The sequence below is a fragment of the Pseudomonas sp. R1-15 genome (assembly GCF_051132085.1).
GTDB lineage: Bacteria > Pseudomonadota > Gammaproteobacteria > Pseudomonadales > Pseudomonadaceae > Aquipseudomonas.
Window position 1 is genome coordinate 5,814,924 of the sequence record NZ_CP071660.1, and the last position, 21,122, is coordinate 5,836,045.

The 21,122-nt window shown below is 62.3% G+C and carries 21 protein-coding genes and 2 pseudogenes; 8 read left to right on the forward strand and 15 right to left on the reverse strand.

The window, feature by feature from the left end; all coding sequences use genetic code 11:
* Nucleotides 1–95: 95 nt before the first annotated feature.
* Nucleotides 96–764 carry an isoprenoid biosynthesis glyoxalase ElbB gene (gene elbB / locus J3P97_RS26365; protein WP_434673092.1) on the forward strand — a complete coding sequence of 223 codons (669 nt, stop codon included), beginning with the start codon at nt 96–98 and terminating at the stop codon, nt 762–764.
* Nucleotides 765–883: 119 nt separating this feature from the next.
* Here the strand turns inward: elbB and J3P97_RS26370 are convergent, their stop codons facing one another.
* Nucleotides 884–1,339 carry a YaiI/YqxD family protein gene (locus J3P97_RS26370; protein ID WP_434602204.1) on the reverse strand — a complete coding sequence of 152 codons (456 nt, stop codon included), beginning with the start codon at nt 1,337–1,339 and terminating at the stop codon, nt 884–886.
* A 109-nt stretch (nt 1,340–1,448) separates the two neighbouring features.
* The gene (locus J3P97_RS26375) at nt 1,449–3,347 is read right to left on the reverse strand and encodes an FTR1 family protein (RefSeq protein WP_434673093.1); all 1,899 of its coding nucleotides are present in this window, start codon (nt 3,345–3,347) and stop codon (nt 1,449–1,451) included.
* A gap of 313 nt (nt 3,348–3,660) precedes the next feature.
* On the opposite strand from J3P97_RS26375, the gene J3P97_RS26380 reads away from it, so the two are divergent.
* From J3P97_RS26380 to J3P97_RS26395, 4 genes are all read left to right on the forward strand, one after another.
* Complete coding sequence (locus J3P97_RS26380) at nt 3,661–5,055, forward strand: COG3014 family protein (RefSeq protein ID WP_434570992.1); 1,395 nt, start codon at nt 3,661–3,663, stop codon at nt 5,053–5,055.
* Between the two features lie 18 nt (nt 5,056–5,073).
* A complete protein-coding gene (locus J3P97_RS26385; protein WP_434602206.1) occupies nt 5,074–5,445 on the forward strand; it encodes a DUF1425 domain-containing protein in 372 nt (123 codons plus the stop codon).
* A 153-nt stretch (nt 5,446–5,598) separates the two neighbouring features.
* On the forward strand, nt 5,599–6,186 hold the full coding sequence (gene lpoB, locus J3P97_RS26390) for a penicillin-binding protein activator LpoB (protein WP_434673094.1): 588 nt from the start codon (nt 5,599–5,601) through the stop codon (nt 6,184–6,186).
* A gap of 3 nt (nt 6,187–6,189) precedes the next feature.
* The gene (locus J3P97_RS26395) at nt 6,190–6,933 is read left to right on the forward strand and encodes a penicillin-binding protein activator LpoB (RefSeq protein ID WP_305497988.1); all 744 of its coding nucleotides are present in this window, start codon (nt 6,190–6,192) and stop codon (nt 6,931–6,933) included.
* A gap of 143 nt (nt 6,934–7,076) precedes the next feature.
* On the opposite strand, the gene rhtB is transcribed toward J3P97_RS26395, so the two are convergent.
* From rhtB to J3P97_RS26410, 3 genes are all read right to left on the reverse strand, one after another.
* Complete coding sequence (gene rhtB / locus J3P97_RS26400) at nt 7,077–7,709, reverse strand: homoserine/homoserine lactone efflux protein (protein WP_434570989.1); 633 nt, start codon at nt 7,707–7,709, stop codon at nt 7,077–7,079.
* A gap of 94 nt (nt 7,710–7,803) precedes the next feature.
* Nucleotides 7,804–8,385: a mechanosensitive ion channel domain-containing protein gene (locus J3P97_RS26405; RefSeq protein ID WP_434654799.1), complete on the reverse strand. Its 582-nt coding sequence runs from the start codon at nt 8,383–8,385 to the stop codon at nt 7,804–7,806.
* Nucleotides 8,385–10,295 (reverse strand): ATP-binding cassette domain-containing protein, encoded by a 1,911-nt coding sequence (locus J3P97_RS26410; RefSeq protein WP_434627182.1) that lies wholly within the window; start codon nt 10,293–10,295, stop codon nt 8,385–8,387. The genes J3P97_RS26405 and J3P97_RS26410 overlap by 1 nt, the downstream gene beginning before the upstream one ends.
* Before the next feature lie 50 nt (nt 10,296–10,345).
* Here J3P97_RS26410 and J3P97_RS26415 point away from each other — a divergent pair, with 50 nt between their 5' ends.
* Nucleotides 10,346–10,810 (forward strand): TIGR02444 family protein, encoded by a 465-nt coding sequence (locus J3P97_RS26415; protein ID WP_434673095.1) that lies wholly within the window; start codon nt 10,346–10,348, stop codon nt 10,808–10,810.
* Here J3P97_RS26415 and J3P97_RS26420 read toward each other — a convergent pair.
* A complete protein-coding gene (locus tag J3P97_RS26420; RefSeq protein WP_434673096.1) occupies nt 10,807–11,937 on the reverse strand; it encodes an AlgP family protein in 1,131 nt (376 codons plus the stop codon). The genes J3P97_RS26415 and J3P97_RS26420 overlap by 4 nt on opposite strands.
* A gap of 193 nt (nt 11,938–12,130) precedes the next feature.
* Between J3P97_RS26420 and J3P97_RS26425 the strand changes: the two genes are divergently transcribed.
* Complete coding sequence (locus J3P97_RS26425; protein WP_434602210.1) at nt 12,131–12,796, forward strand: FKBP-type peptidyl-prolyl cis-trans isomerase; 666 nt, start codon at nt 12,131–12,133, stop codon at nt 12,794–12,796.
* A gap of 57 nt (nt 12,797–12,853) precedes the next feature.
* Here the strand turns inward: J3P97_RS26425 and rsd are convergent, their stop codons facing one another.
* The 9 genes and pseudogenes from rsd to J3P97_RS26470 all read right to left on the reverse strand — a co-directional run bounded on the left by rsd (nt 12,854) and on the right by J3P97_RS26470 (nt 19,653).
* Nucleotides 12,854–13,312 carry a sigma D regulator gene (gene rsd, locus J3P97_RS26430; RefSeq protein ID WP_305497980.1) on the reverse strand — a complete coding sequence of 153 codons (459 nt, stop codon included), beginning with the start codon at nt 13,310–13,312 and terminating at the stop codon, nt 12,854–12,856.
* 164 nt (nt 13,313–13,476) lie between these two features.
* Entirely contained in the window at nt 13,477–14,031 is a 555-nt protein-coding gene (locus J3P97_RS26435; protein ID WP_434602211.1) for a disulfide bond formation protein B, read from the reverse strand.
* Between the two features lie 253 nt (nt 14,032–14,284).
* Nucleotides 14,285–15,520 carry a heme biosynthesis protein HemY gene (locus J3P97_RS26440; RefSeq protein ID WP_434627172.1) on the reverse strand — a complete coding sequence of 412 codons (1,236 nt, stop codon included), beginning with the start codon at nt 15,518–15,520 and terminating at the stop codon, nt 14,285–14,287.
* Nucleotides 15,517–16,647 (reverse strand): uroporphyrinogen-III C-methyltransferase, encoded by a 1,131-nt coding sequence (locus J3P97_RS26445; RefSeq protein ID WP_434605232.1) that lies wholly within the window; start codon nt 16,645–16,647, stop codon nt 15,517–15,519. The genes J3P97_RS26440 and J3P97_RS26445 overlap by 4 nt, the downstream gene beginning before the upstream one ends.
* 84 nt (nt 16,648–16,731) lie before the next feature.
* A pseudogene (locus J3P97_RS26450) lies at nt 16,732–17,430 on the reverse strand (uroporphyrinogen-III synthase); the annotation flags it as partial.
* On the reverse strand, nt 17,427–18,368 hold the full coding sequence (gene hemC, locus J3P97_RS26455) for a hydroxymethylbilane synthase (RefSeq protein ID WP_434602213.1): 942 nt from the start codon (nt 18,366–18,368) through the stop codon (nt 17,427–17,429). The gene hemC and the pseudogene J3P97_RS26450, both read right to left, overlap by 4 nt.
* Nucleotides 18,369–18,495: 127 nt before the next feature.
* A complete protein-coding gene (locus J3P97_RS26460) occupies nt 18,496–19,242 on the reverse strand; it encodes a LytR/AlgR family response regulator transcription factor (protein WP_305497976.1) in 747 nt (248 codons plus the stop codon).
* Nucleotides 19,239–19,388 (reverse strand): annotated as a pseudogene (locus J3P97_RS26465) (sensor histidine kinase); the annotation flags it as partial. The gene J3P97_RS26460 and the pseudogene J3P97_RS26465, both read right to left, overlap by 4 nt.
* Nucleotides 19,389–19,431: 43 nt before the next feature.
* Nucleotides 19,432–19,653, reverse strand: coding sequence for a hypothetical protein (locus J3P97_RS26470; protein ID WP_434602214.1), 222 nt, complete (start codon nt 19,651–19,653; stop codon nt 19,432–19,434).
* 51 nt (nt 19,654–19,704) lie between these two features.
* On the opposite strand from J3P97_RS26470, the gene argH reads away from it, so the two are divergent.
* Nucleotides 19,705–21,099, forward strand: a complete 1,395-nt coding sequence (gene argH / locus J3P97_RS26475) for an argininosuccinate lyase (protein ID WP_434673097.1) — start codon at nt 19,705–19,707, stop codon at nt 21,097–21,099.
* Nucleotides 21,100–21,122: the final 23 nt, after the last annotated feature.

The following is a 21,122-nucleotide window of genomic DNA, read 5'->3' on the forward strand; positions in this document are numbered from 1 at the left end:
AGGAGCTGGCAGATTAGGTGTAGCTGCCGGATGCCCCTATGGCAACGAGTGACAAATTAGTAGACATTTAACGCCATGAATCTGGAGAAAAGCCCATGAGCAAAAAAGTTGCAGTGATCCTTTCCGGCTGTGGCGTGTACGACGGCGCAGAGATCCACGAAAGCGTGATCACTTTGCTGCGTCTCGACCAGCGCGGCGCGCAGGTCCAGTGTTTCGCCCCCAACATCGCCCAATTGCATGTCATCAATCACCTGACCGGCGAGGAAATGCCCGAGAGCCGCAACGTGTTGGTGGAATCGGCGCGCATCGCCCGGGGAAAGGTGAAAGACCTGCGCGAAGCCAGGGCCGAGGACTTTGATGCGCTGATCGTGCCCGGCGGCTTCGGCTCGGCGAAAAACCTCTCCAACTTTGCCGTCGAAGGCGCCGGTTGCAGCGTCCAGCCGCAAGTCCTGGCGTTGACCGAAGCCTTCGCCGAGGCCGGCAAGCCGGTTGGGCTGATCTGCATCTCACCGGCCCTGGCGGCGAAAATCTACGGCCCGGGGGTGACCTGCACCATCGGCACGGACGCCGACACCGCCGCTGCCGTGACCAAGATGGGCGGGACTCATGAAGAGTGCCTGGTCACCGATATCGTCGAAGACACCGCGCGCAAGCTGGTCAGCACCCCCGCCTACATGCTGGCGCAGAACATCAGCGAAGCGGCTTCGGGGATCAACAAGCTGGTGGACCGGGTGCTGGAACTGACGCACGAGAATGATGAGTGACCACACACAATCAACTGTGGGAGCGAGCTTGCTCGCGATGGCGTCAACTCAGTCGCATAAGTGCTGACTGACACACCGCTATCGCGAGCAAGCTCGCTCCCACAGGGAATCGGACACATTCAGGAGATTCGAGACAACCGCGTCAATATCCGATCCAGCGCATTGGCAAATCCCTGCTTGTCCCGCTCGCTGTACGCCGCCGGGCCACCGCCCATGTGGCCCTGTTCCCGCAAGTCGGTGAACAGGTTGCGCACCGCCAGTCGATCGCCCATGTTCTGCGCGTCGAACTCCTTGCCCCTCGGGTCAAGGGCTGCGACGCCTTTCTTTACCAGGCGGTCGGCCAGCGGCACGTCGCTGCAGATCACCAGTTCACCCGGGACGGCATGCTCCACCAGATAATCGTCCGCCGCATCAGGCCCGCTGGGCACCACGATCAGCTTCACCAGAGCCAGGCCCGGCTTGATCTGCGGCTGCCCGGCCACCAGTACTACTTCAAACTGACGCTTCAAGGCGAACTTGACCACCAGGTCCTTAGCGGCCTTGGGGCAGGCGTCGGCGTCGATCCATACACGCATCGGGTATTCCTCTTCAAAAGCTTCGCGAGCAGGCTCGCTCCCACAATGGAGTAGCCTACCTCCTGTGGGAGCGAGCTTGCTCGCGATTATGAGCGCAGCGAATGCTTTTTCAGGAAACCTGCACCCGACGTTTCTCCGCCACCCAACTGCGCCCGTACAGCACAACGATCGCAATGATCGCCACCGCCTGGGCCGCCAGGGAATAAGCATCGGCATGGATGCCCAGCCAGTCGAACTCGAAGAACGCCACCGGCCGCGTGCCGAAGATCCCGGCTTCCTGCAAGGCCTTCACGCCATGGCCGGCAAACACCACCGACAACGCACACAGCAAACCGGCGTTGATGCTGAAGAACAGCGCCAGCGGCAATTTCGCCGAGCCGCGCAAGATCACCCAGGCCAGTCCCACCAGCAGCACCAGCGCCGTCGCGCCGCCGGCCAACACCGCGTCATGGCCGGCCGGGCCGGCCTGCAGCCACAGGGTTTCGTAGAACAGGATCACCTCGAACAGCTCTCGATAGACCGAGAAAAATGCCAGGATCGCGAAACCGAAACGGCCTCCGCCGCCGACCAGGCTGCTCTTGATGTAATCCTGCCAGGCCGCCGCGTGGCGCCGGTCGTGCATCCACACACCCAACCACAGCACCATCACGCTGGCGAACAACGCCGTCGCGCCTTCGAGCAATTCGCGCTGCGCGCCACTGACATCGATTACGTATGCGGCGAGCGCCCAGGTCGCCAGGCCGGCCAGCAGCGCCAGGCCCCAGCCAACGTTGACGCTGCGCACCGCCGACTGCTGGCCAGTGTTGCGCAAGAACGCCAGGATCGCCGCCAGGACCAGGATCGCTTCCAGGCCTTCGCGCAGCAGAATCAGCAAGCCCGAAATGTAGCTCAGCGACCAGCTCAAGCCATCGCCACCGAGCAGGCCGGCGGATTCTTTCAACTTGGCCTTGGCCGCGTCCAGGCGTTGCTCGGCCTGCTCGACCGGCAAACCGTCCTGCAGGGATTGACGGTAGGCCATCAAGGCCTTCTCGGTATCTTTACGGACGTTGGCGTCGACATTGTCCAGTGAGCTTTCCACCAGCTCGAAGCCTTCCAGGTACGCCGCCACCGACAGGTCGTAGGCCTGGTCGTGGTCACCTGTGCGATACGCCGCGATGCTCTTGTCCAGGGTAGCGGCGGTGTAGTCAAGCAACTGCGCCGGGCCGCGCTGCACCTGCGGTGGCTGGGCGCGCTGGGCGCGGAACGTCGCCGCTGCCGCGGGCCCCTGGGCGGCGAGGACTTCGGCCGGGGTCTGGCGGGCCAGGTCGGCAAGGTTGAAGGCCTGCTCGCCCTTGGCCGCAGCCGGGTCGGCGCTGAAGCTGGCGATGTAGGTCGCCAGGTCCCAGCGTTGACGGTCGTCGAGCTGATCGGCGAAGGCCGGCATATCGGTGCCTTCGACGCCCATGCCCAGGGTGTTGTAGATCGCGTAGAGGCTCAGGCGATCCAGGCGCTGCCCGTCGCGCAGGTTCGAGGGCGGCGGCTCCAGGCCGACACCCGCCGGACCGTCGCCGGCACCGCTGTCACCATGGCACACCGAGCAGTTCTGGGCATACAACGGCGCCCCGCGCGTCGAGTCCGGGGTGATTACCGGCGCCTGGCTGACCTCATAGGCTACGGCCAGCCTGGCCCCCAGCTGCCTCGCCAGACGGGCCACGTCAGCGCCGTCCTGGCGCTGGCTGATCGCACTGCGCAACGTACCGATGCCTTGCGTCAGCTCAGCTTTTTCCGGCTTGCCTGGCAGCGCGGCGACCAGCCCTTCCAGCACTTGAGTGAATTCCAGTTGCTCGCGATATTCGGCAACGTCGATGACCTTCCCCGCGTCGACGGTCGCCGGGTAATCCGCCCCGATGTAATCCAGCAAGTGCAGCGCCTGTGGCGCGCCTTCAACAGTGTCAGCCAGCAGATCGGCACTGCAAAGCGCAAGCATCGGCAGCGCAATCCAGGCCAGAAAACGAAACGGGGCAGTCATGAATGACTCTCGATTGGAAATAAGAAGTAACACATTGTTCACTTCCAATGCGCTTGGCTCAAGCACCGATGTATTCCGGCCAAGCATTTTCATCGGATCTTCATGCTTTGAAGATGACATCACAAAAACATCATTTAGAAACTAAAAAGCCACTACACAAGCAAATCCACTGCTTATAATGCGCCGCCTTCTTATTAGAGGAAGGCATAAAAGCTCCTCTGGACTTGAGGAACCGACGGCGCAAAAGCGTCTGTCCGTGGATCGCCCCAGCCCGACCCGCACACCCCGGCTGATACTCAGGGAAGAAGTGTTCATGGCATCCCGTGCTCTTTTCTCGGTCGCCCTCGGCGCGATCACCTTGCTGTCCGGCTGCTCGGCGTTTCGCAACTACGACAGCGAACTGGCACAGACCAATCAGCAACTGGCCTCGGGCAACGTCGACGCGGCATTGACCCTGCTGGAAAAAAACAACACCAGCAAAGACAAAGACCTGCTCTATTTCTTCGAAAAGGGTGAGCTGCTGCGCGCCAAGGGCGACCTGTCCGGCAGCCAGACCGCCTGGACCAGCGCCGACCAGCAAGTTGGGCAGTGGGAAGACGCCGTCAAGCTCGATACCGCCAAGTACGTTGCGCAGTTCGGCAGTTTCCTGGTCAATGACAAAGTCCGGCGCTATGAGGGTTATGACTATGAAAAGGTCATGCTCACCACTCAGATGGCGTTGAACCTGCTGGCGGTGAATGACTTCGACGGCGCACGGATGCAGATCAAGAAGACCCACGAGCGCGAAGCCGTGATCGCCGACCTGCGCGACAAGGAATACCTCAAGCGCGAGGAAGACGCGGAGAAACAGGGGGTCAAGACCGAATACAAGGACCTCAAGGGTTATCCGGTCGCCAGCCTTGACGCCCCTGAAGTGGTCAGCCTGAAAAACAGTTACCAGAGCGCGTTCAGTCATTACCTGGCAGGTTTCGTCTACGAAGCCCTGGGCGAGAAAGATCTGGCCGCGCCGGGTTATCGCAAGGCCGCCGAACTGCGCCCCAACACCCCGCTGCTGGAACAGGCGCTGCTCAACCTCGACAAGCCTGCCGCGAAGGACGACGACAGTGACGTCCTGATTGTGGTGCAGAGCGGCCTGGCGCCATCCCGTGACTCGATGCGAATCCCGCTGCCCTTGCCGATCAGCGGCAATGTGGTCATCACGCCACTGTCCTTCCCGCTGATCAAGCCGGACACCTCCACCGCGACCTTCGCCCAGATCGGCGTCGACGGCCGCCAGTTGGACCTGACCCAGCTCAACAGCACCACCGCCATGTCGCGCCGGGCGCTGCGCGACGACATGCCGGGGATCATCCTGCGCACGACCGTGCGTGCCATCACCCGTGGCGTGGCGCAAAAACAGATCAACGAAACCAACCCGCTGGCCGGCCTGGCCGTGGGCATCACCTCGGCCGTGCTCGAAGGCGCCGACACCCGCACCTGGCGCACCTTGCCGGACTACACCCAAGTGGTGCGCCTGCGCCTGAAGAAGGGCGAACACCAGGTCACCCTGCCAAGCGCGGTAGGCGGCTCGGTGGTCAAGGTCAAGGTTGATCAGCGCTACCAGGTCATCAGCCTGCGGGCGGTGGGCAGCCAGGTCTTCGCCGGCGGCCTTGCGGCCCAGGTGATCCCGAGCGCCAACCCGACCGCCATCGCCCTCAAGCAACCTTAAGAACGGAGTCTTGTTCACATGCGTTTAAAACTGATCGCCGTCGGCGCCCTGGCCTTGCTGGCCGGTTGCGCCACCCCACCACCACCGGAGCCGGGCACTGCCGCCAGCAAGGTCGTGGCGATGGGCAAGACAAAAAACATCGTGGTCGGCGCCATGCGCGTCGCCCGCGAAAACGGCTACATGACCGTCAACGTGCAGTTGAGCAACACCAGTTTCAATAACAAGACGATGTATTACCGCTTCGCCTGGCTGGGACCGGAAGGCTTCCCGATCGCCGAAGAGGAAAGCTGGAAAACCCTGACGCTGTATGGCGAACAGACCCGCTTCCTGCCGGCCATCGCACCGACGCCCAAGGCCGTGGACTTCCGTTTGGAAATCAATACCCCTTGAGGTGCTGGACCTGTGGGAGCGAGCTTGCTCGCGATAGCGTCGGGTCAGCCAGCGATGGGGTGAATGACACACAGCAATCGCGAGCAAGCTCGCTCCCACAGAAAAGCGCCTAGTGATTTCTACTCCTTTTTTCAGATTTTAGAGAGCACCTAAATGTTCCTACGCATCTCCTCCCTCGCCCTCGCCGCCCTGCTGGTCAGCGGCTGCGCCAACAACTCGCCGGTCATGGGCAACAAGAACATCAGCTATGGCGACACCAAGGCCGTGGAAACCGTCACCAACGAATTCGGCTCCACCGACTTGCAGATGATCGCCGAGTCCATGACTCGCTCCCTCGCCCAGTCCGGCATCCTGCAGGGCCGTCCGGTGGTGCAGGTCTACGACGTGAAGAACAAGACCAGCGAGTACATCGATACTCGCGAGATCACTACCAGCATCAAGACCCAACTGATGAAAACCGGCGCGGCACGCTTTGCCAGTGACAACAATGCCATGGACAGCCAGGTCGACCAGCTCAAGCTGCAGAACCAGAGCGGCCTGTACAAAAAAAGCACAGTGGCCAAGACAGGCAACATGATCGCCGCCAAGTACCGCATCGAGGGTTCCATCAGCTCGATCGTCAAGCGCAGCGAAGACTACAAGGACGTCTTCTACAAATTCAGCCTGCAACTGATCGATGTTGAAAGCGGTCTGGCCGAATGGATGGACGAGAAAGAAATCCGCAAGACCACGGAGCGTTAAGCCATGCGTACATGGATCGGCATCATGGCCCTGGCCTGCGCATTCAGTGCGCAGGCGGCCCCAAGAGTCGCAGTGACTGACCTGGCGTACCAGCAACGCGTGGAAGAATACATCCACACCGTTTCGGCCCAGAGCAACTTCCAGGCGAACCCCTACAGCGCCAGCGCGTCGTCGAGCTACGAAGAGATGGAAGCGACCAGCAGCTACATCGAGCAAGGCGAACTGCGCAAGTTCACTGGCGACATCAAGGGCGAGATCCTGCGCAGCGGTATGTTCCAGCTGGTGCAGGGCACGCCGCACACCGCATCGTCCACGGGCGATGTCTATGACGTGATCAAGCGAATCAAGGCCGGGCATTTCAAGGGCGCCGACTATGTACTGTTCGGCACCGTGTCGGACATCGATTTCACTCGGGACATCAACGAGCTGGGCACTGCCGACAGCTACTCGGCGGTGCTCGCACTGTCGCTGGTGGCGGATTTCAGCCTGATCAACACCAAGACCTATGAAATCACCTCGGCCTTCACCGCCATGGGCGAGGGCCAGGACACCAAGCTGTTGAACCACCGGGACGTGCGTATCAGCCTCAATCGCCCACGGGTCGTGCGCGAAGTGTCCAAGGCGCTGGGTGAAGACGTGGCGCGGCAGTTGAGCGAGCAGCTCGGTGGCCCGAGCCATGAGCAGCCTGGCGAGCCGGTGCAGCGCAATAACCTGCCGAGGGATACCGCGCCGGTAATCCTGCGCTGAAGCGCATTGCCAGGTAAGTGCTTTTCGTGGCGAGGGAGCTTGCTCCCGCTCGGTTGCGTAGCGACCGCCTCTTTTGGGGCTGCTACGCAGCCCAGCGGGAGCAAGCTCCCTCGCCACAGAAGCGTCCTAGCACAAATTTTGCGTTACACCGCAGCCCTGCGAATCGTCGCCAGCAGACCTGCCGCGCCGATGAACAGCCCGGCGAAGGTCCGGTTCATCCGCCGTTGCTGTTTCGGGGTACGCAACAGGCGCAAGACCTTGGATGCCAGCCCGGTGTACCCGGCCATGACAATGAGGTCGACGCAGATCATGGTCACGCCCAGGATCAGGTATTGCTTGACCAACGGGGCATGAGGATCGATGAACTGCGGCAGCACCGCGAGCATGAATACCAGCGCCTTGGGGTTGCTGACATTCACCAGGAAACCGCGGAACACCAAAGCCAGGGGTTTGCCGATGGGGCGCACCGCCGCGTCGTCGCTAAGGTCTGCGGGAATGGCCCGCCATTGCTTGACGCCCAGATAGACCAGGTACGCCACGCCGAACCACTTGATTGCGTAGAAGGCGGTAGCTGACGCGGTGAGAATCGCGCCAACACCGGCGGCGACAATCACAATCTGCAACGCCAGGCCCAATTGCAGGCCCAGGGCGTTCCAGTAGCCACGCCAGAAACCGTATTGCAGACCGCTGGACATCGATGCAATGGCACCGGCGCCCGGCGAAAGGCTGATGACCCAGCAGGCGGCGAAGAACGCCAGCCACGTTTCCAGCAACATCGCACACCTCGGCTCAGTTCCGTCGAAACGAATAAGCTAATGCGCCGCCGTGCGGATAACCACCGTTTTTTTCAGAACTAGCCCTGGGATCGGACTATTCGACGAAACCGCCGACCGGAAACGCTTCGCTGCCGCGCCAGCGCCGGACCGAACGCTGGAAGAACAGACTGTTGGGCACCTGCACCATGGAGCTGCCGGTACCGAGCTCCTCGGGTTCGATCAAGGTGGTGTAGAGCAGGTTGATCGCCACCACCCGCCCCTTGATGCCAGGCTTGTCGGTGGCCTCGACCAGCTCGACCACGTCACCCAGTCGGAACGGGCCGACGGTGTAAATCAGAATGGCGCAGAGCAGGTTCGACAGCACGCTCCAGATGGCGAAGAACGCCACCGCCGCAACGGCAACGAACCCCGACAGCGCGGTCCACAGCACCGTGGCCGAGACGCCGAGGCGTTCGAGCGCCACCAGTACCGCGCTGCCCATGATCAGCCAGCGCAGCACACCGCGCAGGATGATCACCAACTGGGACGGCAGTGGATAGCGCTCGCCGAGCCCGGTGAGGAAGCGCGCGACGACACGCTGGGCAACATAACCGACCAACAGAATCAGCAGGATTTGCACACCGAGCCAGATCGGCTCGATCCACATGACGGGTATAGGCAGGGACAACGCTTCCATCAGGACAACGCCTCCAGCTCCGCTTGCAGGTTTTCCAGCAACTCCAGGGCTTGCATCCACGCCTCCTCAAGTTCCGCTTCTCGAACTTTCAGCCTGGCCTGTTCAGCCAGCAGATCACGCAGCTCGTCCTTGCGCGCTGCCTCGTAGAGACCGCTGTCGCCAAGGCTGGTTTCGATTTTCTGCAGCTTTTCATGCAGCTTGCCCAACTCGGCTTCGAGCTTGTCGGCCTCGCGCTTGTGCGGCGCCAACTGCTGACGCAACGCTGCCGCGGCCTGGCGCTGGGCCTTCTTGTCGGTTTTGTCCGGGTTCACCGGGGTGCTGCTGACCGGTGCGTTGCGCTGGCGATATTCCACCAGCCAGCGCGCATAGTCTTCGAGATCGCCATCGAACTCCTCGACCTTGCCGTCGGCCACCAGGAAGAAGTTGTCCGTGGTGCTCTTGAGCAAATGCCGGTCGTGGGAGACCACCAGCACCGCGCCGCTGAACTCTTGCAAGGCCATGGTCAGGGCCAGGCGCATCTCCAGGTCCAGGTGGTTGGTCGGCTCGTCGAGCAGCAACAGGTTCGGCCGGTCCCAGGCGATCAACGCCAGCGCCAGGCGCGCCTTCTCGCCACCGGAGAAATTCAGCACCGGCTCGTCGATACGCGCGCCGCGAAAGTCGAAACCACCGAGGAAATCGCGCAGAGTCTGTTCACGTTCGGTCGGCGCCAGGCGTTGCAGATGCAACAGCGGGCTGGCCTTGGCATCGAGCGAGTCCAACTGATGCTGGGCGAAGTAGCCGACCACCGTGTTTTCGCCGCGCGTCAGGCGTCCGGCCAAGGGCTGGAGCTCGCCAGAGAGGTTCTTGATCAGGGTCGACTTACCGGCACCGTTGGGCCCCAGCAGACCGATCCGCGCGCCTGGGGTCAGTTGCAGCTTGACCTTCTCCAACACGGTCTTGTCGCCATAGCCCAGGCGCGCGTCGGACAGGTCGATCAGCGGACTGGAGATCTTGCTCGATTCGCGGAAGACAAAATCGAATGGTGAGTCGACGTGGGCCGCCGACAGTTCTTCCATCCGCTCCAGCGCCTTGATCCGGCTCTGGGCCTGGCGGGCCTTGGTAGCCTGGGCCTTGAAGCGGGCAATGTAGCTTTCCATGTGCGCACGTTGCGCCTGTTGCTTCTCGTAGGCCTGCTGTTGCTGGGCCAGACGTTCGGCACGGGCACGCTCGAAGGCACTGTAGCCGCCGCGGTACAAGGTGAGCTTGCGCTGGTCGACATGGGCTACGTGATCCACTACGGCGTCGAGGAAGTCGCGGTCGTGGGAAATCAGCAGCAGTGTACCGGGGTAACTCTTGAGCCACTCTTCGAGCCAGATGATCGCGTCCAGATCCAGGTGGTTGGTCGGCTCGTCGAGCAGCAACAGGTCCGACGGACACATCAGGGCCTGCGCCAGGTTCAGACGCATCCGCCAGCCACCGGAGAAGTCGCCGACCTGGCGATCCATCTGTTCGTTGGTAAAGCCCAGGCCGGCCAACAATTTACGTGCCCGGGCGTCCGCGGTGTAGCCGTCGGCACTGTCGAGCTCCGAGTGCAGGCGCGCCTGGGCGGCACCGTCATGGGCGGCTTCGGCCGCGGCAAGATCGCGCTGCACCTCACGCAGACGCAGGTCGCCATCGAGCACATAATCCACGGCCAGGCGTTCGAGCGTATCGACCTCCTGACGCATGTGGGCGATGCGCCAATCCGCCGGCAGGAAGCAATCGCCGGAATCCGGGTGCAACTCGCCGCGCAGCAAAGCGAACAGGCTCGATTTGCCGGCGCCGTTGGCACCGATGAGGCCAGCTTTGTGGCCGGCGTGCAGGGTCAGCTCGGCGTCTTCTAGCAGACGTTGCGGGCCACGCTGTAAAGTCAGGTTCTGAAGTCGAATCATAATGGCGGCGGAGTCTACCAGCTTCGCTCGCAACTGGCGCGAGTAGCACGATGTCCTCTGATCTGTGGAGCTTTTCGATCAACCTTTATGCCAGGCCTGGCGTGGAAGCGGCGTGCCTGGCGTTGCAGGCAGAAGGCGCGAACGTCTGCCTGGTGCTTTGCGGGCTGTGGCTGGAACAACGCGGGGTAACCTGTGATGAGCAGAGGTTGCAGCAGCTTCGGCACGTGGCCGGCCCCTGGGACGCAGCCGTCGTCCAGCCATTGCGGACGTTGCGCACACAATGGAAAGACCTCGCCCGCCAGGACGCCGGGCTGGGTAGCCTGCGCGAACAGATCAAGAAATTGGAGCTGGAAGCCGAACGACAATTGCTGGAGCGGCTGGAAGCCACGGCAGGGGACTGGCCCAAGGGCCAGGATGAAGCGACAGCGCAGTGGTTGCAGAAGCTGGTGGCGAATGCCGGCCAAACCAACCGCGACGCGCTGCATCGGCTGCGCGTCGCGGCAGTCACCCCTTAGGAAGCGCGGGGCGGAGTGGTGCTCGGCGCGGTGGTTACGCTTGGGTTCACCGCTGGCGCCGGCGTGCTGGTCGTTGGCGCAGGCGTCACTGCGGCCGCTGGTGCTGGCGCGGCAGGTTTGGCAACCGGAGCCGTCACCGGTTTTGCAGCAGCAGGCTTTTTCACGGCAGGCTTCGCAGCGGGTTTGGCTGCAGGTTTTGCAGCGGCCGGCTTGGCCGTTGTCGGCTTGGCGGCTGGTTTGGCTGCTGCGGGTTTTGCCACGGCCTTTACAGGTGCTTTGACGGGAGCCTTGGCAGCAGCAACCGGCTTGGCCGCCGATTTGACAGCAGGCTTGGCGGCAGCGGGTTTGGCAGCGGCAGGCTTGGCGGCCGGCTTCGCGGCAGCAGGTTTGGCCGCCGCTTTCGCAGCAGGCTTGGCAGCGGCGGTCTTCGTCGCAGCGGGTTTGGCAGCACCGGTTTTAGCGGCAGGCTTGGCGGCAACTTTTGCGGCTGGTTTGGCGGCAACAGGCTTGGCAGCAGGAGCTTTGACGGCAGGCTTGGCAGCTGCTTTCACGGCCGGTTTTTTCGCCGCAGGTTTCGCAGCGCTGGCAGCGACTGGTTTCACGGCAGGTTTGGCAGCCGGCTTGCCGGCAACTTTGGCGACTGGCTTGACGGGCGCCTTGGCCGCAGTTTTTGCCGCGACAGGTTTAGCCGCTGGCTTCTTGGCCGATACAGCGGCAGGCTTGGCCGCGCGAAGGCTCAGCGCCTTGCTGGCGGCTTCCTGAACGCGACCGACACCTTGGGCCAGCTTCAGGCTTTCCTGGGCATCACGCTTGAGTTGCAGGATGTAGGCGCGGGTTTCGGATTGACGATCCTTCAAGGCATCGAGCAGGTCTTCGAGTTCCTTCACGGCATCCTTGGCCTTGGTTTGTGCCTTGGCCTTGCCGGCGGTTGCCGCGTCTTGCAGCTTGGTTCGCGACTTGTGCAGTTTTTCCTGCGCCTTGCCGCGTTGTTTTTCCAGCTTGGCGAGCAGTTTTTCAGCATCAGCCAGAGCTTGGGAGCAGGCATTTTCCAGATGCTCGAGCAAGCTGCCCGACAATTGTTGGAGCAAGTGCAACGGAGTGTTTACAGGCTTCTTGGTGGCCGACATGGTTTACCTCCTGACTGACGTGAGTGCGGCTCATACTAGACCTCTGCTGCAACCGCCGCTAGGGCATGTTGACACTACACAAGGCGTTGCGTTGCACGAGGCAAAAAATAGTCTGCAGCACTGCCAGGACAAATCGCTTTGAGCGTTATCGACACTGGCATAATCCCTCGAATCGAGGGCGGAGAACGTACACATGTCGCGTCACCTTTTTTTATTTCTTTGCATGGTTTGCTCCCTGGCTCAGGCCGCTGAAAAATCCGACGCCAACGACGGTCGCGACCTGGCCTACAGCCTCGGCGCCAGCCTGGGCGAGCGCCTGCGTCAGGACGTGCCGGACCTGCAGATCCAGGCCCTGGTCGAAGGCCTGCAGCAGGCCTATCTGGGTAAACCGTTGGCCCTGGCAGATGAACGCATCGAACGGATCCTGGCCGAACATCAGGCGCAACTCCTGGCGCAGTCGTCCACGCCGCAAACGCAAATGGCGCTGAAGAGCGAGCGGAAATTTCTCGATGAGGAAAAAGGCCGGCCGGGCGTCCAGCAATTGTCGGACGGCATCCTGCTGACCGAACTCAAGCCGGGCAGCGGCGCGAAGGCCGGCCCCCACGGCAAGGTCCAGGTGCGGTATGTCGGTCAATTGCCGGACGGCACCGTTTTCGATTCCAACTCTCAGGCGCAGTGGTTCAATCTTGACAGCGTGATTGATGGTTGGCGCAGCGCACTGCCGCAGATGCCGGTGGGCGCGAAGTGGCGATTGGTGATTCCTTCGGCCCTGGCCTATGGCGCCGAAGGTGCCGGGGACGTGATTCCACCCTTCACGCCGCTGGTGTTCGAAATTGAATTGCTGGGCGCAACGACCTGAAGCCGTTAAACGAAAAACGGCGCGCAAAGCGCACCGTTTCCTGTCACCGCCAAGCCCTCAAGCCTGGGCGGTAGCCTCTTCCTTGTGGGCGTTGTGCAGCACCTCGATCAGGCAATCCTCCAGCTCGAAACGCTCATGCAACAAACCGCCCAGTTCCTTGAATTTTTCCGCTACGCATTTGCCTTCATCACAGAGGTCATTGAAGGCCAACAGCTTCTCGGTGATGACATCGATGCGCGGATAAATCGTATCGGCCAGTTCCAGGCCGCGTTTGTCATTGAAGGCCTTGGCCTCGCCCGTCAGTTGCTCGTAGATCTCGAAATGACCGGCCGACACATAGTCCACCAGCACACCGCAAAATTCCTGCAAAGGCTTGCGACTTTCACTCAGTGCTTCAGGCTTGTCGCCAAGAGCATCATAGGCTCGAACCAGTTCATGACGCTCCTGCAACCAGCGGTCGATCAGCAGATGCACCCCACCCCAGCGTTCCTGAGCATTCTGACAACTTTCGAGCATGGTGATTTCTTCCCTTCTGAGTCACACCCCCCGCAGTCTGGAGCACACCTGGATGACCAGGAACGAGCCAGACACAACCAGATCGAGTGGCATGATTCCAATGATACGTGCCGGCCAGATTATGCCCGCACGACAACTGCTTCAAGGTACGCAGGCTATAAAGTTCATACAAGTGTTTGATCCAGCCTTCGGACCAACTGCGACGTCTCGTCGCCGAGCGGTGGCACCAGGGCATTCCAGGCCAGGCGCAGCAGCAGATAAGTCATCGAGATGAAGAGCGCGATAAAAAACAGCAGGCTCCATTCAGGGATGCTCAGACGAAACAGCGTCCAGGAGACGCTCGTGCAATCGATCGCTCCGTCAAGCGCGCGATGCATGGCGTGCCACCACAAATCGGCGCCCCTGAGCTTGGCGAGGCAGTCGGGCAACAGCTCGATCGAATCGCTCTGCGCAAGGACGTGATACCACGCCAGCGCCAGCCCTCCCGAGACGAAGGCCACGCCCACCGCCGCATACACAACGCTAGCTCTCAGAGCCGGGCCATGCACGCAAGCGGCAAGACAGGTCATCAGGAACAGCGTCAGGCATAACCGCTGCAAAATGCACAGGCTGCACGGGGTCAGACCGACCGCATATTCCAGGTAAAACGTGATCCCCAAAACCAGAGCCGCGGCGATGGAAGCCAGGAGAAACAGAGAGCGAGAGCTGGCCAAAGACATGGCGGTTCCGTAACAGAAAAGACAAGCGGTTACGGTAGAGGAAAGCCCTCGGACCTTTCAAGACGAGGCGTTGCGGAGACTTCGTCAAAGATGTAAGGAATACCCGACAAGCACCACGAGACTTGGCGCAGCAGGCTGTAGGATTTTACTGAAGAGAGCTTCAGCGGCCGCATAACGGACCCAATTCACCTTCGACGGGATGGAAATGCGGCAAGGAAGCTAAGCTTCCTCGCCACGATGATTCATTAGTAATTCAAGTGCTCGGAACCGGCAAGGGTGCCGCCAGCAAGCGCTCGTCCAGCAGTCCCAGCCCCTCTTGGAATAACTGGTTGCTGCGCTCCGCATCGCCCAGTTGCGCCAGCAAGCGGGCCAGTTCGGCACAAGCCTCAGGGTTGCGCTGGATGCGCAGGCTGCTTTCGAGATAATCCCGCGCCTTGCCCCACAAGCTGTTTTGCAAGCACAGACGCCCCAGCGTCAGGAGCAGGCTCGGGTCATTCGGATGCTCCTTGAGCCAGCCCTCGGCCGCTTGCAACTGGCGGCTCGGGTCAGCGCCGCGAACCAGTCCGTACAAACGCGCCAGGTGGCTGTCGTAGTGACGCTTGAGCGCAACCCGCAATACCTCCTCAGCCTGCGCCTGGGCGCCCAGCTGACGAAGTTGCTCGGCATAGGCGAGCACCATTGCCGGTTCCTGGCGTTGGGCTGAGGTGAGCTGTTGCCAGGCCCGATCGAGCGATTGCAAGCCGACGCTTCCGTCAGCTTCGCGATGGGCAGCCAAGGTGAGGTTTTCACCCCAGGCCCGCCGTTCCAGCTCAGCCAGTTCGGCGGGCGGCAGGACCTTGTCCTTGCGCAGCTCCGGCAACAGCCGGATCACCGCCGACCAGTCACCGCGCTGCTGGTGCAAGCGCTGCAACTGACGCAGGGTCTGGGCATTGTGAGGATGGCGTTCATGCATGGCTTGCAGCGTGCTCAACGCACCGTCGGTGTCACCCCGGTCCGTCTGCAACTGGGCGTGAGTCAGCGCGATGGCCAGCTCGGCCTGGGGCTGCCGCTCCAGAGCGCGCTCAAGCAGACTGTCGCTTTGCTCATAGAGGCCTTGTTCATTGGCCGCGCGGGCGGCGCCGAGGTAATATAACAAGGGCTGGCGCTCGGCTTCGGCGGCGCGGTGAAGATGCCGCTGGGCGCTGGCCCAACGGCCTTCGGCCAGGTCCAGCTGGCCATGTTCGATTGCAACTTGTACGCGACGACTGCGGTTGCGTCGCGACCACGGGTTGACCACGCCAGTGGACGTGGTTACCAGCCCGACCAGAGCAAACACTGCGCGCCACAACAGCCAGATCACCGCGATCAGTGCGAGGGTGACCCACAGGCCGGCTTCGTAGCGGAAGCTCTTGTACGCCACCAGCACGTAACCCGAATGCTCGGAAATCGCCACGCCCAGCAAGGCTGCGGCCGCGATGACCACGAACAGAATCACGTAGAGACGCTTCATGGCGCGGTCTCCTGCCCGCCCGCCTTGGGCAGCGGCTTGACCGAGTCTTCAGCATTCAGGTTGCGGCGCTCGAGGTAGGCCTGGACGGCGCTCAGGGTGCCGGTCAGGTCCGGCGTGACCACTGTCACCGGCAACTTGCTCAACTCGCCAACCCGCTCGAGCATGATCTTGCTTTGCGGGTTGTCCTGGTTGAAGTTGTTCCTGAGCACGTCACGCGCCTCGGCCAGCGCCTGGGTGTACACCGCCGCCTGACCATTGAGCGCGGCCCATTGCGCCTGCTCCAGCGCCAGGCTCAAGGCCAGGCGCACCTGGACCAGGCTCTGTCCGGCCAGGAGTGGACGGACGTTTTCATCGGCATTGAAATCGATGCGGATATAACGCGAGATTCGGTCCCACCACTGCGCCCAGCGACTGGCACCATCGCCGTCGCTCGTCAGCCCCAGCAGCGACTCGCCACGGTCCTTGTATTCGGGCGCAAGCTCGGTCAGTTGCAGCACCTGGTCACGCAAGGCACCCAGTTGCAGGAACAGCCCGGTGCGATCCGGCTGCTCGGTGCTGCGCAGCGCAGCGAGGGTCTTGGCCAATTGTTCGCGGGCAGCGAACGAGCCCGGGTCGTTCTGCTCGCGCAGGATTTCATCGGCGCCCTGTACCAGCGCCTGGGCACTGCTGATGTCCTGCAGGGCGGAAAGACGCAGGCTGGCCAGGCGCAACAAATGCTCGGCTTCGGCCAGGCGCCAATCCTTGCGGCTGGCACCCAACACGGTTTCCAGGCGCTGGTTGAGACGCTGCTGGTCGCCTTGCAACTGGGCAACCTGACGGCGGCGCTCCTCCAGTTCTTCGGCCGGAGGCAATTGCTCCAGGCGCGCGCTCAGGCGTTGCTCATTGAGCTTGAGGCCCTGGGCCTGGTCATTGAGCGACTGGACCTGCGCGGATTGCTGTTGGGTGTTGGCTTGCAGATGACGCACTTGCCATACACCCCAGCCACCCACGGCGACGCCGGCAGCCCCCAACAACAATGCGACAATCGCCAGCCCGTTGCCGCGACGCGGTGCTATCGGCGACGCCGTTTCAAGCGGCGCATCGAGCGCTGGCTGGTCCTGATCTTTTGGCAAGGCTGTTTCGCTCACGTATCCATCCTTTGCATTGGAAAACGGCACGGATTGTTCCCGTAATGCCGCCAGCAAAGCCGCGGCGCTGGCGCCACGGCAATCAATAACTGTCCGGGCCCCGGCGGCACGCGCCATGTCGGCGACCCTGGGGCTTGGAACGAACAACGGCAGCCGCGCCAGGGCGGGCCACGCTTCACCGGCGAGCCGGCGCAGATGCTCGAAGCTCTGCCCACTGCTGACCACCAGCGCGTTCAAGCGTTCCGCTTCGACCCTGGCCGGCAGTTCGCCCTCGGCGTATTGCGGCAGGCCGCGCCGGTACAGCTCAAGATAGTCGACACTAGCACCTTGCTCGCGCAAACGCTCTGCCAGCAAGCCGCGCCCACCCTCACCGCGGACGATCAAGACACGGGGATCGGGCCGGTCGATAGCCTGGCGCAACGGCCCGAGCTCAAGCAAGGCTTCGCTGTCGTCGCCGTTATCGGGATAAAACACGCTGAGGCCGGCATCGGCAAGAATCTGTCCGGTTGCGGCGCCCACGCTGAACCATGGCAAGACCGGAGGTTGCGGCCAATACTGACGCAGCAGCTCCACGCACAAGCGCGCGGCGGGCTTGCTGACCACGATCACGGCGCAATACTGATTCAATTCGCGGAGGATCGCCTGCCCGGATTCGGTCACCGGGACCGGCTCGATATCCAGCAGCGGCAGGCTGCTGCTGTAGATTCCCGCATCCGCCAGCACAGCCGCCAGGGCCGCCGATTCGTCCGTCGGCCGGGTCAGCAGCAGCCGCCAGCCCGTCACGCGTGGCCGGCCTCGCCGTAGACTTTCTTGAGGATGTCATCGGCGCCCTGGCTCAGCAGGTCTTCGGCCACCCGCACGCCCAGCGCCTCGGCATCGCGGCGCGGTGCTCGGGCCTGGGCGCTGAGCAGTTGGCCGCCGCCGGGATCGCCCACCAGGCCACGCAGCCAGACCTGCTCGCCTTCGAGCACGGCGTAGCAGGCAATCGGCACCTGGCATCCGCCGTTCAGATGCTTGTTCAGGGCGCGTTCGGCGAAGACCCGCGTGGCGGTGTCGTCGTGGTGCAGCGGCGCCAGCAGCGCATGGATTTCGCTGTCGGCGCTACGGCATTCGATGCCCACCGCGCCTTGCCCACCGGCCGGCAGACTGTCATCAACGCTGATGGCCGAGGTGATGCGATCTTCAAACCCGAGCCGGATCAGGCCGGCGGCGGCGAGGATGATCGCGTCGTATTCGCCAGCATCGAGCTTCGCCAGGCGCGTGTTGACGTTGCCGCGCAGGAAGCGGATCTGCAGGTCCGGACGCCGCGCCAGCAACTGCGCCTGGCGACGCAGGCTGGAAGTGCCGACCACACTTCCCGGGGGCAATGCTTCAAGACTGGAAAAGCTGTTGGAGACAAACGCATCACGCGGGTCTTCCCGCTCGCAGATGCAAAAAAGGCCCAGGCCTTCGGGGAAGTCCATGGGCACATCTTTCATCGAATGCACGGCGATGTCGGCTTCGTTGTCCAGCAGAGCGGTTTCCAGCTCCTTGACGAACAGGCCCTTGCCACCAATCTTGGACAGTGGCGAATCGAGCAGTTTGTCACCGCGACTGACCATCGGCACCAGCGATACGATCAGGCCAGGGTGGGCCGCTTCCAGGCAGGTTTTGACGTACTCGGCCTGCCAGAGAGCCAAGGCGCTTTTACGGGTGGCGATGCGGATCTCGCGAGGGGACATGGATCAATCCGTACTTAAAAGATACGGCAGATAATAACAGCTCAGCCAAATCCGCTTTGACTTGAATCACGACGCGAAGGCCTCCCTGGCCGCCAATCCTGGAGATGGAACGCTGCGGGACGCCACGCTAAAGCTGTTGCATCATCTTGCGCACGCCCGCCACATGCCGCCGGCTGACGATCAGCGCGTCGCCATTGAGCCCCTTGAGGTAAAGCTGGAAGTGCCCGAGGGGGGTGCGTTGCAAACGCTCGATACGCTCGCGAGCCACCAAGGCGTTGCGGTGGATGCGTACGAACCGTTCGCCGAACTCGTCCTCCAGCGCCTTGAGCGGCTCGTCCAGCAGCACTTCTCCGCTTTCGTGGCGCAAGGTCACGTATTTGTGGTCGGCAATGAAGTACACCACCTGGTTCAACGGAATCAGCTCGATACCTTTTCGGGTCCGTGCGCTGATGTGGCTGCGCGGGCCGCTGCCGCTCTCGGCGGCCGGGCGGGTAAGCGCCGCCAGTTGCACGCGGTTCGGTCGCTCAGCCTTGCGCAACGCTTCTTCCAGCGCCTCGACGGAAACCGGTTTGATCAGATAGCCCACGGCACCGGCCTGCAACACCTCCGGAGGAAAATCGTCCCGGGTGGTACAGAACACCACCGCGGGAGGCGACTCGCGCTCGCACAGCTTGGCCGCGACCTGCAGCCCGTCCAGGCCAGGCATGCGGATGTCGAGCAGCACGATATCCGGCTTGTGGCTGTCGATAAGGGCCAACGCCTCTTCGCCATTGGTGGCGCTCGGCTCCAGGACACTGTAACCCTCGAGTTCGCCAAGCATTCGGCTCAGGCGCTCGCGGACCAGTGGTTCGTCGTCAACGATCAGGACATTCATATTGCGCTGGATTCCTGCGTGAGTCTCGCACAAGGATAGCGTAGACAGGGGAAGTGACATCCGTCACCGCGATCCACGCTAAGACTCGTCCGAGGGCCAAAAAGTGCCGCGAGGTGGTTGCCTATCTTTACCAGCGCTTGCCTACCGGAGCTCGAGGCCTGTTGTCGCACAACGTCGCCACAGGGACTGTTAACACTCGATCTGATCAATATGAGCACCCCCCATTTTTTTGGTGCGTCCGATGCGTCCAAGATGAAAAAGCAAAGCCCTACGTCCACTGTAGACGGTTGCCACGACGATATTGCTCAATCGAAAAATATCGTTGTGCAAAAACCCGGCAAATGCGTGGCTTTTCCGGGTAAAAAACCTGCCGACCATTGCCAGCGCCAGCCCCGGCAACCCTGCTATCATCCGCCGCAGCCTTAACCGCTACTTTTTCTTCAGCCGATCACGAGCGAATTCATGAGCACTGACAAGACCAATCAGTCCTGGGGCGGCCGCTTCAGTGAACCCGTCGACGCCTTCGTCGCCCGCTTCACCGCCTCCGTCAACTTTGACCAGCGCCTGTATCGCCACGACATCATGGGCTCGATCGCCCACGCCACCATGCTGGCCAAGGTCGGCGTGCTGACCGATGCCGAGCGCGACAGCATCATCGATGGCCTGAAGACCATCCAGGGCGAGATCGAGGCCGGCCAGTTCGACTGGCGCGTGGACCTTGAAGACGTGCACATGAACATCGAAGCGCGCCTGACCGACCGCATCGGCGTGACCGGCAAGAAGCTGCACACCGGTCGCAGCCGTAACGACCAGGTCGCCACTGACATCCGCTTATGGCTGCGTGATGAAATCGACCTGATCCTGGCTCAAATCACCCGCCTGCAAAAAGGCCTGCTGGAACAGGCCGAGCGCGAGGCGGAGAGCATCATGCCGGGCTTCACGCACTTGCAAACCGCGCAACCTGTAACGTTTGGGCATCACATGCTCGCCTGGTTCGAGATGCTCAGCCGCGACTACGAGCGCCTGGTCGACTGCCGCAAACGCACCAATCGCATGCCCCTGGGCAGCGCCGCGCTCGCCGGCACGACCTATCCGATCGACCGTGAACACACCGCGCAACTGCTGGGCTTCGATGCGGTGGGCGGCAACTCGCTGGATAACGTTTCGGACCGCGACTTCGCCATCGAATTCTGCTCCGCCGCGAGCATCGCGATGATGCACCTGTCGCGCTTCTCCGAAGAGCTGGTGCTGTGGACCAGCGCGCAATTCCAATTCATCGATCTGCCCGACCGCTTCTGCACCGGCAGCTCGATCATGCCGCAAAAGAAAAACCCCGACGTGCCGGAGCTGGTACGGGGCAAGAGCGGCCGGGTATTCGGTGCGCTGATGGGCCTGCTGACCCTGATGAAAGGCCAGCCACTGGCCTACAACAAGGACAACCAGGAAGACAAGGAGCCGCTGTTCGACGCCGCCGATACCTTGCGCGATTCGCTGCGAGCGTTCGCCGACATGATCCCGGCCATCAAGCCCAAGCATGCGGTCATGCGCGAAGCGGCCCTGCGCGGCTTCTCCACCGCCACCGACCTGGCCGATTACCTGGTCCGCCGTGGCCTGCCGTTCCGTGATTGCCATGAGATTGTCGGCCATGCCGTGAAGTACGGCGTCGACAACGGCAAGGACCTGGCGGAAATGAGCCTGGAAGAACTGCGCCAGTTCAGCGACCAGATCGAGCAGGACGTGTTCGCGGTGTTGACCCTGGAAGGCTCGGTCAATGCCCGTGATCATGTTGGCGGTACGGCGCCGGCGCAGGTAAAAGCAGCGGTCGTTCGTGGCCAGGCGCTACTCGCCAGCCGATAAGCCAAAAGCCAAAGCTTCGCGAG

Excerpts from the sequence above, each read along its gene's own strand:
- J3P97_RS26415 (WP_434673095.1), top strand. The coding sequence starts at position 10,346 with ATGTCCTCTGATCTGTGGAGCTTTTCGATCAACCTTTATGCCAGGCCT.
- elbB (WP_434673092.1), top strand. The coding sequence starts at position 96 with ATGAGCAAAAAAGTTGCAGTGATCCTTTCCGGCTGTGGCGTGTACGAC.
- lpoB (WP_434673094.1), top strand. The coding sequence starts at position 5,599 with ATGTTCCTACGCATCTCCTCCCTCGCCCTCGCCGCCCTGCTGGTCAGC.
- J3P97_RS26410 (WP_434627182.1), bottom strand. The coding sequence starts at position 10,295 with ATGATTCGACTTCAGAACCTGACTTTACAGCGTGGCCCGCAACGTCTG.
- J3P97_RS26420 (WP_434673096.1), bottom strand. The coding sequence starts at position 11,937 with ATGTCGGCCACCAAGAAGCCTGTAAACACTCCGTTGCACTTGCTCCAA.
- J3P97_RS26380 (WP_434570992.1), top strand. The coding sequence starts at position 3,661 with ATGGCATCCCGTGCTCTTTTCTCGGTCGCCCTCGGCGCGATCACCTTG.
- J3P97_RS26395 (WP_305497988.1), top strand. The coding sequence starts at position 6,190 with ATGCGTACATGGATCGGCATCATGGCCCTGGCCTGCGCATTCAGTGCG.
- J3P97_RS26460 (WP_305497976.1), bottom strand. The coding sequence starts at position 19,242 with ATGAATGTCCTGATCGTTGACGACGAACCACTGGTCCGCGAGCGCCTG.
- J3P97_RS26405 (WP_434654799.1), bottom strand. The coding sequence starts at position 8,385 with ATGGAAGCGTTGTCCCTGCCTATACCCGTCATGTGGATCGAGCCGATC.
- J3P97_RS26370 (WP_434602204.1), bottom strand. The coding sequence starts at position 1,339 with ATGCGTGTATGGATCGACGCCGACGCCTGCCCCAAGGCCGCTAAGGAC.
- J3P97_RS26440 (WP_434627172.1), bottom strand. The coding sequence starts at position 15,520 with ATGAAGCGTCTCTACGTGATTCTGTTCGTGGTCATCGCGGCCGCAGCC.
- rhtB (WP_434570989.1), bottom strand. The coding sequence starts at position 7,709 with ATGTTGCTGGAAACGTGGCTGGCGTTCTTCGCCGCCTGCTGGGTCATC.
- J3P97_RS26385 (WP_434602206.1), top strand. The coding sequence starts at position 5,074 with ATGCGTTTAAAACTGATCGCCGTCGGCGCCCTGGCCTTGCTGGCCGGT.
- rsd (WP_305497980.1), bottom strand. The coding sequence starts at position 13,312 with ATGCTCGAAAGTTGTCAGAATGCTCAGGAACGCTGGGGTGGGGTGCAT.
- argH (WP_434673097.1), top strand. The coding sequence starts at position 19,705 with ATGAGCACTGACAAGACCAATCAGTCCTGGGGCGGCCGCTTCAGTGAA.
- J3P97_RS26425 (WP_434602210.1), top strand. The coding sequence starts at position 12,131 with ATGTCGCGTCACCTTTTTTTATTTCTTTGCATGGTTTGCTCCCTGGCT.
- hemC (WP_434602213.1), bottom strand. The coding sequence starts at position 18,368 with ATGTCCCCTCGCGAGATCCGCATCGCCACCCGTAAAAGCGCCTTGGCT.
- J3P97_RS26435 (WP_434602211.1), bottom strand. The coding sequence starts at position 14,031 with ATGTCTTTGGCCAGCTCTCGCTCTCTGTTTCTCCTGGCTTCCATCGCC.
- J3P97_RS26375 (WP_434673093.1), bottom strand. The coding sequence starts at position 3,347 with ATGACTGCCCCGTTTCGTTTTCTGGCCTGGATTGCGCTGCCGATGCTT.
- J3P97_RS26470 (WP_434602214.1), bottom strand. The coding sequence starts at position 19,653 with ATGATAGCAGGGTTGCCGGGGCTGGCGCTGGCAATGGTCGGCAGGTTT.